This window comes from Streptococcus sp. 53 (genome assembly GCF_013276565.1).
Lineage (GTDB): Bacteria > Bacillota > Bacilli > Lactobacillales > Streptococcaceae > Streptococcus.
Map to the genome: position 1 here is coordinate 1 of NZ_VMLG01000002.1, position 15,200 is coordinate 15,200.

The following is a 15,200-nucleotide window of genomic DNA, read 5'->3' on the forward strand; positions in this document are numbered from 1 at the left end:
CTTTTGGGGTGCAGTTCATCATTCCAATTCTGCTTTTAAATAGTTTAAAACCTTTTCCAGATTGTCTAAGGACACCTTGGCAAATTGATAAGGACAGGCATCCAAGTAAGCCTCTTCAAAGAAGTCCAAGCCCAGCTGGCTGTGTTTGAGACTAGCGATTTTAGGATACTGTCTCAGGTCTAGTAGCAAACCATCGTGAAGGGGATAATGAGGAAGGGGGCAAGGAGTGTTAGCTAGTCTTTCCTCGATTTGTTTTTGGTAGTCTTCCTGATTGGATAAGCGAGCAAGACGGTTTTTCTCAAACAATTGACTGTCAATATAGAGTGACAGGGCCTTTTGCATAATGAGGTTGCTGTCGTAATCTAGGATATTTTTGTAGGCCACAAAGGCTTCTTTGATAGCATTTGGAAGAATGAGTGCCGTAATCCGCAGGGCTGGAAAGAGGCTGGTTGAGAAGGACTTGATATAAATGACGCGCTCTTCTGTATCCAGATAGTGGAAGGTCTGGCCCTTCTTGGAATCCAAATCACCTAGATAGTCGTCCTCTACGATATAAACACCATACTTGGTAGCTAAGTTAAGAATAGCCTGTTTGTCCTGCTCTGAATAGGAATGCCCCAGAGGATAGTGAAATCGAGGAATGGTGTAGAAAAACTTAATTTTTCCTGTCTTGAAGTGTCGCTCCAGCTCCTTCAAGTCAATCCCATCAATGCCTCGTTCAATCGTTTGATAGTCTAATCCCTGAGCAATCAAGAGGCGATTCATTCGATGGTAGGTCGGCTGTTCCACCAAGATTTCTTTAGCTTGACTGGGAAAGGAAATTTGAGAGAGGATAAATAAGGCTTGTTGGGTGCCAGAAGTCAGTACCAGTTGATCAGCCTTGCAGTAGAGAGCTTGGTCAAAGAGGAGTTTATGAATGGATTGCCTTAAGTCTTCTAATCCTTCTTGATTGTCATAGTAGTTGAAGAGGTAGTTTTCCCGGCCAATCAAGGTTTCATTGACACAGAGTCGGAAATCGTCATAGGCGCTGGCATGTTCGTCGGTAACCTCAATTTCTAGGTCCTGGTGTTGCCCTTGTTCTAGGACATAGTAGCCACTCTGGGGCTTGGCATAGAGGTATTGTTCGTGCCGTAATTCCAGTAGGGCGCGTTGAATAGTGTCCTTGCTACAATGAAAGTCAAGGCTCAGTTGACGGATAGAAGGCAGGCGGCTACCCGTCGGAAAACGTCCAGACTCGATACCGTTTTTTAGATAGGAAACGACCTCTTGGTACTTGCTTTGTTTCTTCATTCCAAACCTCCCTTGATTTTGTTACATTGTACCCTTTTTTTTCTTTCTTGGCAATGTCTAGGGTGTTTCTCTCGTTCACATCTAGGGGCAAATGTGGTATACTTAGGAGTAAGATTTATAGAATAACAGACAAGAAAGTGAATGGATAAGAACGTGCAGGAACCAGTGAAATTATTTCAATACAATACCCTTGGAGCCTTGATGGCTGGCCTTTATGGTGGTACTATGACAGTAGGAGAATTGCTAGAACATGGTGACCTTGGTTTGGGAACCTTGGATTCTATTGATGGAGAATTGATTGTCTTAGATGGCAAGGCCTATCAGGCCAAGGGATCAGGAGAGCAACCAGAGATTGTAGAAGTATCACCAGATGCCCTTATTCCTTATGCAGCAGTAGTACCACATCAGGCAGAGGTCATTTTCCGCCAGCGCTTTGAGATGACGGACAAGGAATTGGAAGAACGAATCGAGTCTTATTATGATGGGGAAAATCTTTTCCGCTCTATCAAGATTCGTGGGGAATTTTCGCATATGCATGTGCGCATGATTCCTAAGTCGACACCAGATACCAAGTTTGCTGAGGTCGCAACCCATCAACCGGAATATAGTCGTGACAATGTGGCGGGAACCATCGTTGGTTTCTGGACGCCAGAGATTTTTCATGGTGTCAGTGTGGCAGGCTATCATCTCCACTTCATCTCAGATGACTTGACCTTCGGTGGGCATGTCATGGACTTTGTCATCAAGGAAGGGATTATCGAGGTGGGAGCGGTTGACCAGTTGGACCAACGTTTCCCAGTCCAAGATCGTCAATACTTGTTTGCTAAGTTCAATGTTGACGAGATGAAAAAAGATATTGAAAAGGCGGAATAGGAGAAGAAAATGACCATTCATATTATCATTACCATGGTGCTGTTGCTGGCTTTCTTGATAGGAAGCGTTTGGTATGCCAAAAAGAAATACCAGATCAATCTAGCTGTCTTGGGCTTGGGGGCTGTCGCTTTCTTTGTCTCTTCACAGATTTTGGAAAAACTGGTGCATATCTTATTTTTGCATCCTCAAAAAGACGGCAGTATTGCCCTCTTGCAAGACCATCCGCTTGTCTATATCATCTATGGACTAGCCATGGCAGCATTTTTTGAGGAAACTGCTCGTCTTATTTTCTTCAAATGGTTGGAGAAAAAGAGAAGTTTGGAAAAGGCAGATGCCTTGGCTTATGGACTGGGGCATGGTGGCTTGGAATTAATTTTCCTAGGCCTTACTAGTTTACTCAATCTCTACTTCGTGCTTTCGGCAGTTCAAACTCAGGATCCACAGGTTATGAAATTGCTGTCTGAAAATATGTTGAAAACTATCCAGTCGCTATCAGTCTGGCAGATTTATTTGCTTGGTTTTGAGCGAATCTTGGCCCTAGGTTTCCAATTACTCTTGACTGTTTGGGTTTACCAAGCTGTTCGCCAGAAGAAATGGATTTATCTCCTAGCAGCCTATGGCCTACATGCCTTCTTTGATCTGGCACCATCTCTAGTCCAAGTTGGCTGGTTGACAAATCCAGTCTTGGTGGAAACTGTCCTAGCATTAGAGCTCGTTCTGGTTGCCTATGGAACCAAGGCAATCTTTTGTAAAAAATTATAAGAAAAGGGGGAAACCTCTTTTTCTTATGCAAAATTCAAACAAGGTCTTTTTAGGGTCGTCAAATGTCTCTAAAAATGGTATAATGGAATGAATTTTGTAAAAGGAAGAGTGACATGTCTGTAAGAGAAAAAATGCTTGAAATCTTAGAAGGAATTGATATACGTTTTCAGGAACCCTTGCATAGCTATAGTTATACAAAAGTAGGTGGAGAGGCCGATTATTTGGTCTTTCCACGAAATCGTTTTGAGTTGGCGCGCCTTGTCAAATTTGCTAATCAAGAAAATATCCCTTGGATGGTTCTTGGAAATGCTAGCAACATCATTGTTCGTGATGGTGGGATTCGTGGATTTGTCATCTTGTGTGACAAGCTCAATAACGTTTCCGTTGATGGCTATACCATTGAAGCAGAAGCTGGTGCCAACTTGATTGAAACAACTCGCATTGCGCTTCGTCATAGTTTGACTGGTTTTGAGTTTGCTTGTGGCATTCCAGGAAGCGTTGGCGGTGCTGTCTTTATGAATGCAGGTGCCTATGGTGGTGAGATTGCCCATATCTTGCAGTCTTGTAAGGTCTTGACCAAGGATGGAGAAATCGAGACCCTGTCTGCCAAAGATTTGGCTTTTGGTTACCGCCACTCAGCCATTCAAGAGTCTGGTGCAGTTGTCTTGTCAGCTAAATTTGCCCTTGCTCCAGGAACCCATCAGGTTATCAAGCAAGAAATGGACCGCTTGACGCACTTACGTGAACTCAAGCAACCTTTGGAATACCCATCCTGTGGTTCGGTATTTAAGCGTCCAGTCGGGCATTTTGCAGGTCAGTTAATTTCAGAAGCTGGCTTGAAAGGCTATCGTATCGGTGGTGTTGAAGTGTCTGAAAAGCACGCAGGATTTATGATCAATGTTGCTGACGGAACGGCCAAAGACTACGAGGACTTGATTGAGTCTGTTATCGAAAAAGTCAAGGAACACTCAGGTATCACGCTTGAAAGAGAAGTCCGTATTTTAGGTGAAAGCAAGTAGGACACTTTAGTTGAAAAGCTGCTGCTATGTCATGGAAAGGAGGTGAAAGCCTATCGTTAGTGCAGAAGAATGTAGGCAGTTCAATCTCCTACACGAGGTAGTAGCGGCCTGACAGAGCCCTGATCTGTTAATCTATGAAAAAGAAGGAATAAATGACAATTGAAAAAACCAATTATTGAATTCAAAAACGTCTCAAAAGTTTTTGAAGACAGCAACACCAAGGTTCTCAAAGATATCAACTTTGAGTTGGAAGAGGGGAAATTTTATACTCTTCTAGGCGCATCTGGTTCAGGAAAATCAACTATCCTAAACATCATTGCAGGTTTACTAGATGCGACGACAGGAGATATCATGCTAGACGGTGTCCGAATTAATGATATCCCAACCAACAAGCGAGACGTCCATACCGTCTTTCAATCCTATGCCTTGTTCCCACATATGAATGTGTTTGAAAATGTTGCCTTTCCACTTCGCTTGCGTAAAATTGACAAGAAAGAAATCGAGCAGCGCGTAGCGGAAGTTCTCAAGATGGTTCAGTTGGAAGGTTACGAAAAACGTTCTATCCGTAAACTTTCTGGAGGACAACGTCAGCGTGTGGCTATTGCCCGTGCCATCATCAATCAACCCCGTGTGGTTTTGCTGGACGAGCCTTTGTCAGCGCTGGACTTGAAATTAAGAACAGACATGCAGTATGAACTGCGTGAACTGCAACAACGATTGGGCATTACCTTTGTCTTTGTCACTCACGATCAGGAAGAAGCTCTGGCCATGAGTGACTGGATTTTCGTTATGAATGATGGCGAGATTGTCCAGTCTGGAACACCTGTGGACATCTACGATGAGCCGATTAACCATTTTGTTGCGACCTTTATCGGTGAGTCAAATATCTTGCCAGGAACCATGATTGAGGACTACTTGGTTGAGTTTAACGGCAAACGCTTTGAAGCGGTCGATGGGGGGATGAAACCAAATGAACCTGTTGAGGTTGTTATTCGTCCAGAGGACTTGCGCATTACCCTTCCTGAAGAAGGCAAGCTCCAAGTTAAGGTGGATACCCAGCTCTTCCGTGGGGTTCACTACGAGATTATTGCCTATGACGAACTTGGAAATGAATGGATGATCCACTCGACTCGTAAGGCCATCGTGGGTGAGGAAATCGGTCTGGACTTTGAACCAGAAGACATCCACATCATGCGTCTCAACGAAACCGAAGAAGAGTTTGATGCTCGTATCGAAGAATACGTAGAAATCGAAGAGCAAGAAGCAGGTCTGATCAATGCAATCGAGGAGGAAAGAGATGAAGAAAACAAGCTCTAAACTCTTTGTAGTGCCCTATATGCTCTGGATTGTCCTCTTTGTGTTGGCACCCTTGGTCTTGATTTTCGGTCAATCCTTTTTCAACATTGAAGGACAATTCAGTTTAGAAAATTATAAGTCCTATTTTGCGTCACAAAACTTGACCTACCTAAAAATGAGTTTCAACTCTGTACTCTATGCAGGAATTGTGACCTTTGTGACCTTGCTTATCAGCTATCCAACAGCCCTCTTTTTGACCCGTCTCAAGCACCGTCAACTCTGGCTTATGCTGATTATCCTGCCTACTTGGATCAATTTGCTCCTTAAAGCCTATGCTTTTATCGGGATTTTTGGTCAGAATGGCTCTATTAACCAATTCTTGGAATTTATCGGAATCGGTTCACAGCAATTGCTCTTTACCGATTTCTCCTTCATCTTTGTCGCAAGCTACATCGAGCTTCCCTTTATGATTTTGCCGATTTTCAATGTCTTGGACGATATGGATAACAATCTCATCAATGCCAGCTATGACCTCGGTGCGACCAAGTGGGAGACCTTCCGTCATGTCATCTTCCCTTTATCGATGAACGGCGTGCGAAGTGGAGTTCAGTCGGTCTTTATTCCAAGCTTGAGTCTCTTCATGCTGACCCGTTTGATTGGTGGGAACCGCGTTATCACCTTGGGGACAGCCATTGAGCAGAACTTCCTGACCAATGACAACTACGGTATGGGTTCAACCATCGGTGTGATTCTCATTCTGACCATGTTCATCACCATGTGGGTGACCAAGGAAAGGAGAGAACGATGAAAAAATTTGCCAATCTATATCTGGGACTGGTCTTTCTTGTCCTCTACCTGCCAATCTTTTACTTGATTGGCTACGCCTTTAATGCAGGCAACGACATGAACAGCTTTACAGGCTTTAGTTTGAGCCATTTTAAAACCATGTTTGGCGATGGTCGTCTCATGTTGATTGTGACTCAGACCTTTTTCTTGGCCTTTCTGTCAGCCTTGATAGCGACCATTATCGGGACTTTCGGTGCTATTTACATTTATCAGTCTCGTAAGAAATACCAAGAAGCCTTTCTTTCCCTCAATAATATCCTCATGGTTGCTCCTGATGTTATGATTGGTGCTAGCTTCTTGATTCTCTTTACCCAACTCAAGTTTTCACTTGGATTCTTGACAGTTCTTTCCAGTCACGTGGCCTTCTCCATTCCTATCGTGGTCTTGATGGTCTTGCCTCGACTCAAGGAAATGAATGGCGACATGATTCATGCGGCTTACGACTTGGGAGCCAGTCAATTTCAGATGTTCAAGGAAATCATGCTTCCTTACCTGACACCGTCTATCATTGCAGGTTATTTCATGGCCTTCACCTATTCGCTAGATGACTTTGCCGTGACCTTCTTTGTAACGGGAAATGGCTTTTCAACCCTCTCAGTCGAGATTTACTCTCGAGCTCGCAAGGGGATTTCGCTAGAAATCAATGCCCTGTCTGCCCTTGTCTTTCTCTTTAGTATTATCCTAGTTGTTGGATATTACTTTATCTCACGTGAGAAGGAGGAGCAAGCATGAAAAAACTCTATTCATTTTTAGCAGGAATTGTAGCCATTATCCTTGTCTTGTGGGGAATTGCGACTCATCTCGATAGTAAAATCAATAGCCGAGATAGTCAAAAACTGGTTATCTACAACTGGGGAGACTATATCGATCCAGAACTCTTGGAGCAATTCACAGAAGAAACAGGAATCCAAGTCCAGTATGAGACCTTTGATTCCAACGAAGCCATGTATACCAAGATTAAGCAGGGTGGAACGACTTATGATATTGCCATCCCAAGTGAGTACATGATTAACAAGATGAAGGACGAAGACCTTTTGGTGCCACTTGATTATTCAAAACTTGAAGGAATCGAAAATATCGGACCAGAGTTTCTCAACCAATCCTTTGATCCAGGTAATAAATTCTCTATTCCTTACTTCTGGGGAACACTGGGAATTGTCTACAATGAAACTATGGTCGATGAAGTGCCTGAGCATTGGGATGACCTCTGGAAGCCAGAGTATAAGAACTCTATCATGCTCTTTGATGGGGCGCGTGAGGTATTGGGACTAGGGCTTAACTCTCTTGGCTACAGCCTTAACTCAAAGGATCCCCAGCAGTTGGAAGAGACAGTAGACAAACTCTACAAATTGACTCCAAATATCAAGGCTATTGTTGCGGATGAGATGAAGGGTTACATGATTCAGAACAATGCTGCAATCGGTGTGACCTTCTCTGGTGAAGCCAGCCAAATGCTAGAAAAAAATGAAAATCTACGCTATGTGGTACCGACAGAGGCCAGCAACCTTTGGTTTGACAATATGGTCATTCCCAAAACAGTCAAAAACCAAGACGCAGCCTATGCCTTTATCAACTTTATGTTGAAACCCGAAAATGCTCTTAAAAATGCGGAGTATGTCGGCTATTCAACACCAAACTTACCAGCTAAGGAACTGCTCCCAGAGGAGAAAAAAGAAGACAAGGCCTTCTATCCTGATGCTGAAACCATGAAACACCTGGAAGTTTATGAGAAATTTGACCATAAATGGACAGGAAAATATAGCGACCTCTTCCTACAGTTTAAAATGTATCGGAAGTAGGAGTGGAACATAAGAAAACGAATCAGTCAAGCTGGTTCGTTTTTTTAACTCTTTTTCTTTGCAATAACAATATTTTATGGTATAATGTAAGCGTAAACACAAACACAAGAAACTCTCTAAATATTCTATGCTTTTAAAAAAGATAGGAGGAATAAATCATGAAAAAGAAGTTTATGATTTTCTTAACAGCAGTTGCTAGTTTATTGTTTTTAACAACATTTTCAACTACAAAGGCAGATGAAAATATTGACAATAACGGTAGTTATGAAACAAGAACATCTTTAGTAATGAAAGTCGGGGATTCTGCTACACAAGTATTTACAGATAATTCTGGGGAAGAAAATGTAATTACCGTTACAAAGGTTGCTGACAGACCTAGAACCAGTTTTAGATGGGCACAAGTTGGTAGTGAAAAAGCTAGTAACGGAACTTATCATATAAGTTACAGACGCGGGATATTTAACTGTGGCTTCTATATCACAATAGATACTCGTAACATTACCAGCGCATATGATTTATGGTATTTCCATCTAGTAGGCACAAACTCCGCAAATTTAGTGCATGAAAGTAATAGGAGAGCAACAGCATATTTCACATTTCAACTCAGTGTTCCTTGGATTAACGGCCCAAGTTGGGACGGAGCTCTTCGAGCAGAGCTCGACGCAGACTATCTAGTTACACTGGTGAAGTAAAATGGGAATGTTTGGTTTGATGACAGTCGCTCTTACTATAACTCTCTTTCTAATCATCATTTTTTTAATAGTAAAAAATCTTAAGAAATAAACAATTTAAAATATTTAGAGAGCAGATAAAGACACCAAAATTAAATAATTTGGTGTCTTTTATTATGAAATATTCAAAAACTTGGGATAAAAGTTGGGATAAAAAGAAAAATGGCAGTAAGAAAAAGTATATTCTGAAAAAGTAATCTGAGATGTAGGGAATGGGTTATTTAAATAGGAATCATTTCCAGTTGACGCAGACTTAAAAAAACGTTATAATAAGAGAGTTGAGAATTGATTTTCACTTGTCTTAGTCCAGAGAAATGGCGGTGCTGCGAGCCATCTAAGCTAGGAAGTCATGCTACTCAATCATACAATTGCATAAGAACAAGAGAATGACAAGTTCATTGAATGAAGGTGGTACCGCGGTTTTTCGCCCTTCGTGATATGAGCTTGTCTTTTGATTTTTGGAGGTGTTGATGAAAACATTTCTTGTCAAACAAAAGTTTCGTCTTGGAGGCGAACGCTTCGCTATCAAGGATGACAGGGGAGAAATAGCCTATCAGGTGGAGGGATCATTTTTTAAAATTCCCAAAACTTTTATCATCTATGATGCTAATGGTGAACAGGTTAGTCAGATCAGTAAAGAAATCTTAACCTTACTACCTCGTTTTGAGATTCAGCTTCAGGATGGCTCGAGTTTTGTCATTCGTAAGAAGTTGACCTTCTGGCGAGATAAGTATGAGTTTGATAATCTAGGTCTTCGTATCGAGGGCAATATATGGGATTTGAATTTCAAATTGCTAGATGATCGCGATCAGCTGATTGCAGAAATTAAGAAGGAACTCTTCCATCTGACCTCTACCTATACCGTAACGGTTCTTGAGGACGATTATGCAGATCTAGTCATTTCCCTCTGTGTTGCGATTGACTATGTGGAAATGCTGGAAAGCCAATCACATTAAACAAGTAAATAAGGAGACAATATGAAACAACTATCTAGTGCACAAGTACGCCAAATGTGGCTTGATTTCTGGGCGACCAAAGGTCACTCAGTAGAACCATCAGTGAGCTTGGTTCCTGTAAATGACCCTACACTTTTGTGGATCAACTCTGGGGTAGCAACCCTTAAGAAATACTTTGACGGGACCATTATCCCTGAAAATCCACGTATTACCAATGCCCAAAAGGCTATCCGTACCAACGACATCGAAAACGTAGGGAAGACTGCACGTCACCATACCATGTTTGAAATGTTGGGGAACTTCTCTATCGGGGATTACTTCCGTGACGAAGCCATCACTTGGGCTTACGAGCTTTTGACAAGCCCTGGGTGGTTTGATTTCCCTGCTGAAAAACTTTACATGACTTACTATCCAGATGATAAAGATTCTTACAACCGCTGGATTGAAGTGGGAGTGGATCCAAGTCACTTGATTCCAATCGAGGACAACTTCTGGGAAATCGGTGCGGGACCTTCTGGACCAGATACAGAGATTTTCTTTGACCGTGGAGAGGCTTTTGACCCAGAAAATATCGGTCTTCGCCTGCTTGCAGAAGATATTGAAAACGACCGTTATATTGAAATCTGGAACATCGTTTTGTCACAATTTAACGCAGACCCTGCTGTTCCTCGTAGCGAATACAAGGAACTGCCACACAAGAACATTGATACGGGCGCTGGTTTGGAGCGTTTGGTGGCGGTTATCCAAGGGGCTAAGACCAACTTTGAAACGGACCTCTTCATGCCGATCATCCGTGAAGTGGAGAAATTGTCTGGTAAGGTCTATGACCAAGATGGCGACAACATGAGCTTTAAAGTTATCGCAGACCACATCCGTTCACTCTCATTTGCCATCGGTGATGGTGCCCTTCCAGGAAATGAAGGTCGTGGTTATGTCCTTCGTCGTCTGCTCCGTCGTGCGTCTATGCATGGTCAAAAATTGGGAATCAACGAGCCTTTCCTTTACAAACTCGTTCCAACCGTTGGAAAAATCATGGAAAGCTACTACCCAGAAGTGCTTGAAAAACGTGACTTTATCGAAAAAATCGTTAAGAGCGAAGAAGAATCATTTGCTCGTACCCTTCACTCAGGTCAACACTTTGCCCAAGGCATTGTAGCTGACTTGAAAGAAAAAGGTCAATCTGTCATCGCTGGTTCAGATGTCTTTAAACTTTACGACACTTATGGATTCCCAGTTGAATTGACTGAAGAAATCGCTGAAGAAGCTGGTATGACTGTAGACCGTGAAGGTTTTGAAGCAGCCATGAAAGAACAGCAAGAACGCGCGCGTGCGTCAGCTGTCAAGGGTGGCTCAATGGGTATGCAAAATGAAACCCTTCAAAACATCACTGTAGAAAGTGTCTTCAACTACAATGCTAGCCAATTGTCTTCTAAATTGGTGGCTCTCGTGGCTGACAATGCAGAAGTAGAAGCTGTATCAGAAGGAACTGCCTCTCTTATCTTTGCGGAAACGCCATTCTATGCTGAAATGGGTGGACAGGTCGCTGACCATGGACAAATTTTGGATGAGTCAGGTAAGGTTGTGGCTACTGTGACCAATGTTCAGAAAGCCCCAAATGGTCAAGCTCTTCATACAGTTGAAGTCCATGCACCACTTGCTTTGAACCAAGAATATACCTTGGCAATTGATACAAATCGTCGTCACCGTGTCATGAAAAACCATACTGCGACTCACTTGCTTCACGCTGCCCTTCACAATATCCTTGGAAACCACGCAACACAAGCAGGATCTCTTAACGAAGTTGAATTCCTTCGCTTTGACTTTACCCACTTCCAAGCAGTAACTGCAGAAGAATTGCGTGCTATTGAACAGCAAGTCAATGAAAAAATCTGGGAAGCACTTGAAGTGAAGACAGTTGAAACAGATATTGACACTGCCAAGGAAATGGAAGCGATGGCCCTCTTTGGTGAGAAATACGGCAAGGAAGTCCGTGTTGTTACAATCGGTGACTACTCTATCGAGCTTTGTGGTGGTACCCACGTTGGCAACACTTCTGAAATTGGCCTCTTCAAGATTGTCAAAGAAGAAGGGATCGGATCAGGAACTCGCCGTATCTTGGCAGTGACTGGTAAGGAAGCCTTTGAAGCTTACCGTGAACAAGAAGACGCTCTTAAAGCTGTCGCAGCAACCTTGAAATCACCTCAAGTCAAGGAAGTACCTCACAAGGTAGAAGGACTTCAAGAACAACTTCGTCAATTGCAAAAAGAAAATGCTGAATTGAAAGAAAAGGCCGCAGCTGCAGCCGCAGGCGATATCTTCAAGGATGTGAAGGAAGTCAATGGTCACCGTTACATTGCTAGTCAAGTATCTGTATCTGACGCTAGTGCCCTTCGTACTTTTGCGGATAATTGGAAACAAAAAGACTACTCTGATCTTCTTGTTCTAGTTGCCGCTATCGGTGACAAAGTCAATGTCCTTGTAGCAAGCAAGACAAAAGACCTTCATGCAGGAAACCTTGTCAAAGAATTGGCACCAATCGTCGATGGACGTGGTGGTGGTAAACCAGACATGGCCATGGCAGGAGGAAGCAACCAAGCTAAGATCCAAGAATTGTTGGATGCCGTAGCAGGTAAATTGTAAACTCGATTATTAATTCTTTGATAATTTTAAAAATTAAGAGTTGAAAAGATATTGTTAAGAGAGTATTCTTATGAAAAGAAAAATTTATGTTGCTTTAAGTATATTTTTTGGTATGGGAACAATTGGATTTGTATTTGATTCCAAAAAAATTATTGACCAGCTAGGCTTCCAACAATTTATATCTCAAATTATTTTTAGTTCCGTATTTACTTTCCTTTTCTATTGGTTGTATATTAAAGATAGTAAAAAAGCTATAGCTGTTAATAGTAACAGAGATACAATAAATAAACCGATAGATGAAATATACTCATCGATTGAAATACCAATAAGTGTAATAGAAGAAGAGCGAAATAAAATTAAATTAAATAAATTCAAAAGAAAAAATAATGAAATTCTCAAGTTTATTGTTGCGTTCTTTATTCCTTGGATTGGTTGGATTTATTTAATTTATAGGCTTGTTCGATATAATATGAAAAAACATTACTTTTTAAGTGATGAATTTATTCGGAATAAAATACAAATCGATTCTTTTGTTACAGAATATAATGAAATAGCTAAATATGTTGAGAAGTTTGATGAGGTAAGCTTACAATCTACAAGTTTTGATAAATATAAGTATGCTCATGTAGCTAAAGGACAAAATACAAGTTTGTATAATATTCAACGTGATAGGAACGTTATTGATTATCAATCTAAATATGTTTATAATGCTTCACTACAAGTTGTTAGAAATGCAGAGTTAGAACCTTTTAAGTATTTATGTAAGTATTTTGATTTTAAGCCTAACGAAGAAAATCTACAGCGTATTCAAGAAATTGGTGAACAAGTATCACGATTTCTTAATGCTAAAGAGAATCTTGATAATAGATTGGCAAGAATTTTAAATAGTTTAAATCCTCCACAGTTTATTTTAAAGTATTATAAAGAAGAATTTTTATATTATATCAACATTGAAGTTCCCCAAATTAATTTTAATTTTCCTACCTATACTTTTCAATATGTTAGTGCAGGTGGTAATTCTAGTCAAGTTACTTCAATTACACTAAATGAGGAAATAATTGAATTATTAATTACTTATATGGATGAGCAAGTTAAGTATAAGAAAAGTGCTAAAGCTCAACGTGCATTAATGACTAAAAAATTACGTGAGTATGTCAAAGAAAGGGACTGTTATACTTGCCAATATTGCGGAGCATCTACTGCTCAACAAGATTTATTATTGCTAGAAGTGGATCATATTATTCCAGTTTCAAAGGGTGGAATGTCTACGGAAAGTAATTTACAAACATTATGTTGGAAATGTAATAGAACAAAATCAGATAAAATTTTATAGATTTAGATGAAAATTATAATGTTTGAGAACAGAACGTGTCAATTAGTGATATAATTTTTAACAAAAATATAGGTTGTTTAAAGATCTATCCATTTGGGTAGGTCTTTTTCATACCAAAAAAGCCAAATCCGCTTGGACTTGGCTTGATTATTATTGTCTGTTAGATTGTATTGGCTGCCCAGACACTTACAGATCTAGCTGAGACAGGGAATTGTCCATAACCTTCCTCATCGATTGTAACTTGATCTTGGTGATTTCCAAGTAAATCTACGAAAGTTTGGTTAGCCCATTCTTGGCCGACAAACATTGACTTGCTGTTTTCTTGGTCATTTGAGATAAGGACTGCGATTGGGGATTGATGTTCAGCACCTGAACGTACCCAACCGATACAGTTAGGGTCATCAAAGTAGTCTGTTTGATCTCCATAGGCCAAATCTTTTCGGATGGTTAGGAGGCGGTCAAGGACTTCTTTGAAATCTTGTTGAGCATCTTGCCCTGAAATCCCATAGTAGTCGCCGTAAAAGACACATGGAAGGCCATTTTGGCGTAACAGAATGAGGGCATAGGCCGCTGGTTTGAACCATTCTTCAACAGTAGACTCAAGAGCCTGACCTCGTTGGGTATCGTGGTTGTCGACAAAGGTTACAGCCTTGTCAGGTTTGAGTTCAACCAAGCTATCTGTAAAAATGCCACGAAGGTCATAGTTGGAACCTGCTCGGCTAGCATCAAAGAGATTCTGGTGGAGACGAACATCGACAAGGTCAAAGCGTTCTTCCGTTTTTTCGAGATAGTCCAGATTGGCTTCCTTGTCTGGATTCCAGAATTCACCGAAAACATAGAAATCTTGACCATATTTTTCCTTCATATCGCGGATAAAATTGCTCATAAAGAAAGAGTCAATGTGCTTAACGGCATCCAAGCGGAAACCAGCTACACCAGTCGTTTCCATGAACCAATCAGCCCAGTCATAGATATTTTGGATGACTTCAGGATGTTTAAAGTCTAGGTCGGCATACATGAGGTAGTCATAGTTACCGTTTTCATTATCGACCAATTCCTCATTTGCCCAACCCTTGTTGTCCCCTTGAATCAGATAAATCCCAGACTTACGGCGTTTGGCATCATAGTCAGTACCTGTGAAGTGGTACCAGTGCCAGTGGAAGTCATTGTAGGTATCTTGGCGACCATCGAAGGTAAAGCTAGTCCAGCCATTGATGGTGAAGGGTTCTCCGAGTTCAACTGTACGGTCTACAGGATCCACTTCGATGACCTGAAAGGCTTCCCTGTGATCAGCAGCAGCCTTGTGGTTGAGTACCACATCGGCCATAGGCTGGATTCCCTGTGCTTTTAGGGCTTGAATGGCTTGAAGATAGTCTTCTTTAAAACCATACTTAGTGCGGACAGTCCCTTTTTGGTTGAACTCTCCAAGGTCAAATAAGTCATAGACTCCATAGCCAACATCTTTTTCATTGGTAGCCTTGAAAGCTGGTGGCATCCAGACATGACTGATACCGAGATCAGCTAGGTGTGGAGCATCTTCAGCTAGACGCGTCCAGTGCTGACCGTCGTGGGGCAGATACCATTCAAAGTATTGCATGAGTGTTTGATTTTGCATGATGTTTCCTCTTACTTGTCAATCTTGTTCTTTATTCTAT

13 protein-coding genes are annotated in these 15,200 nt (G+C 41.4%); 11 read left to right on the forward strand and 2 right to left on the reverse strand.

Features of this window, described 5'->3' with window-relative positions:
* Positions 1-18: 18 nt before the first annotated feature.
* Positions 19-1,290, reverse strand: coding sequence for a PLP-dependent aminotransferase family protein (locus HT722_RS00320; RefSeq protein WP_173276969.1), 1,272 nt, complete (start codon positions 1,288-1,290; stop codon positions 19-21).
* A gap of 141 nt (positions 1,291-1,431) precedes the next feature.
* Here HT722_RS00320 and budA point away from each other — a divergent pair, with 141 nt between their 5' ends.
* From budA to HT722_RS10375, 11 genes are all read left to right on the forward strand, one after another.
* Positions 1,432-2,163 carry an acetolactate decarboxylase gene (budA, locus tag HT722_RS00325; protein ID WP_000360314.1) on the forward strand — a complete coding sequence of 244 codons (732 nt, stop codon included), beginning with the start codon at positions 1,432-1,434 and terminating at the stop codon, positions 2,161-2,163.
* Between the two features lie 9 nt (positions 2,164-2,172).
* Entirely contained in the window at positions 2,173-2,925 is a 753-nt protein-coding gene (locus HT722_RS00330; RefSeq protein WP_173276970.1) for a YhfC family glutamic-type intramembrane protease, read from the forward strand.
* Between the two features lie 113 nt (positions 2,926-3,038).
* Positions 3,039-3,944, forward strand: coding sequence for a UDP-N-acetylmuramate dehydrogenase (gene murB / locus HT722_RS00335; RefSeq protein ID WP_173276971.1), 906 nt, complete (start codon positions 3,039-3,041; stop codon positions 3,942-3,944).
* Between the two features lie 159 nt (positions 3,945-4,103).
* The gene (locus HT722_RS00340; RefSeq protein WP_000742913.1) at positions 4,104-5,261 is read left to right on the forward strand and encodes an ABC transporter ATP-binding protein; all 1,158 of its coding nucleotides are present in this window, start codon (positions 4,104-4,106) and stop codon (positions 5,259-5,261) included.
* Positions 5,242-6,048: an ABC transporter permease gene (locus HT722_RS00345; protein WP_000753806.1), complete on the forward strand. Its 807-nt coding sequence runs from the start codon at positions 5,242-5,244 to the stop codon at positions 6,046-6,048. Before HT722_RS00340 ends, HT722_RS00345 begins: the two co-directional genes overlap by 20 nt.
* Positions 6,045-6,818 carry an ABC transporter permease subunit gene (locus HT722_RS00350; protein ID WP_000712740.1) on the forward strand — a complete coding sequence of 258 codons (774 nt, stop codon included), beginning with the start codon at positions 6,045-6,047 and terminating at the stop codon, positions 6,816-6,818. Before HT722_RS00345 ends, HT722_RS00350 begins: the two co-directional genes overlap by 4 nt.
* Positions 6,815-7,885, forward strand: coding sequence for an ABC transporter substrate-binding protein (locus HT722_RS00355; RefSeq protein WP_173276972.1), 1,071 nt, complete (start codon positions 6,815-6,817; stop codon positions 7,883-7,885). Before HT722_RS00350 ends, HT722_RS00355 begins: the two co-directional genes overlap by 4 nt.
* A gap of 158 nt (positions 7,886-8,043) precedes the next feature.
* A complete protein-coding gene (locus HT722_RS00360; RefSeq protein ID WP_023939759.1) occupies positions 8,044-8,577 on the forward strand; it encodes a DUF5626 family protein in 534 nt (177 codons plus the stop codon).
* Between the two features lie 509 nt (positions 8,578-9,086).
* A complete protein-coding gene (locus HT722_RS00365) occupies positions 9,087-9,572 on the forward strand; it encodes an LURP-one-related/scramblase family protein (protein ID WP_173226696.1) in 486 nt (161 codons plus the stop codon).
* Between the two features lie 21 nt (positions 9,573-9,593).
* Positions 9,594-12,212: an alanine--tRNA ligase gene (gene alaS / locus HT722_RS00370; RefSeq protein WP_173276973.1), complete on the forward strand. Its 2,619-nt coding sequence runs from the start codon at positions 9,594-9,596 to the stop codon at positions 12,210-12,212.
* A 70-nt stretch (positions 12,213-12,282) separates the two neighbouring features.
* The gene (locus HT722_RS10375) at positions 12,283-13,545 is read left to right on the forward strand and encodes an HNH endonuclease (protein WP_173276974.1); all 1,263 of its coding nucleotides are present in this window, start codon (positions 12,283-12,285) and stop codon (positions 13,543-13,545) included.
* A 160-nt stretch (positions 13,546-13,705) separates the two neighbouring features.
* On the opposite strand, the gene HT722_RS00380 is transcribed toward HT722_RS10375, so the two are convergent.
* A complete protein-coding gene (locus tag HT722_RS00380) occupies positions 13,706-15,160 on the reverse strand; it encodes an alpha-amylase (protein ID WP_173276975.1) in 1,455 nt (484 codons plus the stop codon).
* Positions 15,161-15,200: the final 40 nt, after the last annotated feature.

Bases quoted from the DNA above. Each gene is read 5' to 3' on its own strand.
- HT722_RS00320 (WP_173276969.1), bottom strand. From the start codon at position 1,290: ATGAAGAAACAAAGCAAGTACCAAGAGGTCGTTTCCTATCTAAAAAAC.
- budA (WP_000360314.1), top strand. From the start codon at position 1,432: ATGGATAAGAACGTGCAGGAACCAGTGAAATTATTTCAATACAATACC.
- HT722_RS00330 (WP_173276970.1), top strand. From the start codon at position 2,173: ATGACCATTCATATTATCATTACCATGGTGCTGTTGCTGGCTTTCTTG.
- murB (WP_173276971.1), top strand. From the start codon at position 3,039: ATGTCTGTAAGAGAAAAAATGCTTGAAATCTTAGAAGGAATTGATATA.
- HT722_RS00345 (WP_000753806.1), top strand. From the start codon at position 5,242: ATGAAGAAAACAAGCTCTAAACTCTTTGTAGTGCCCTATATGCTCTGG.
- HT722_RS00350 (WP_000712740.1), top strand. From the start codon at position 6,045: ATGAAAAAATTTGCCAATCTATATCTGGGACTGGTCTTTCTTGTCCTC.
- HT722_RS00355 (WP_173276972.1), top strand. From the start codon at position 6,815: ATGAAAAAACTCTATTCATTTTTAGCAGGAATTGTAGCCATTATCCTT.
- HT722_RS00360 (WP_023939759.1), top strand. From the start codon at position 8,044: ATGAAAAAGAAGTTTATGATTTTCTTAACAGCAGTTGCTAGTTTATTG.
- HT722_RS00365 (WP_173226696.1), top strand. From the start codon at position 9,087: ATGAAAACATTTCTTGTCAAACAAAAGTTTCGTCTTGGAGGCGAACGC.
- alaS (WP_173276973.1), top strand. From the start codon at position 9,594: ATGAAACAACTATCTAGTGCACAAGTACGCCAAATGTGGCTTGATTTC.
- HT722_RS10375 (WP_173276974.1), top strand. From the start codon at position 12,283: ATGAAAAGAAAAATTTATGTTGCTTTAAGTATATTTTTTGGTATGGGA.
- HT722_RS00380 (WP_173276975.1), bottom strand. From the start codon at position 15,160: ATGCAAAATCAAACACTCATGCAATACTTTGAATGGTATCTGCCCCAC.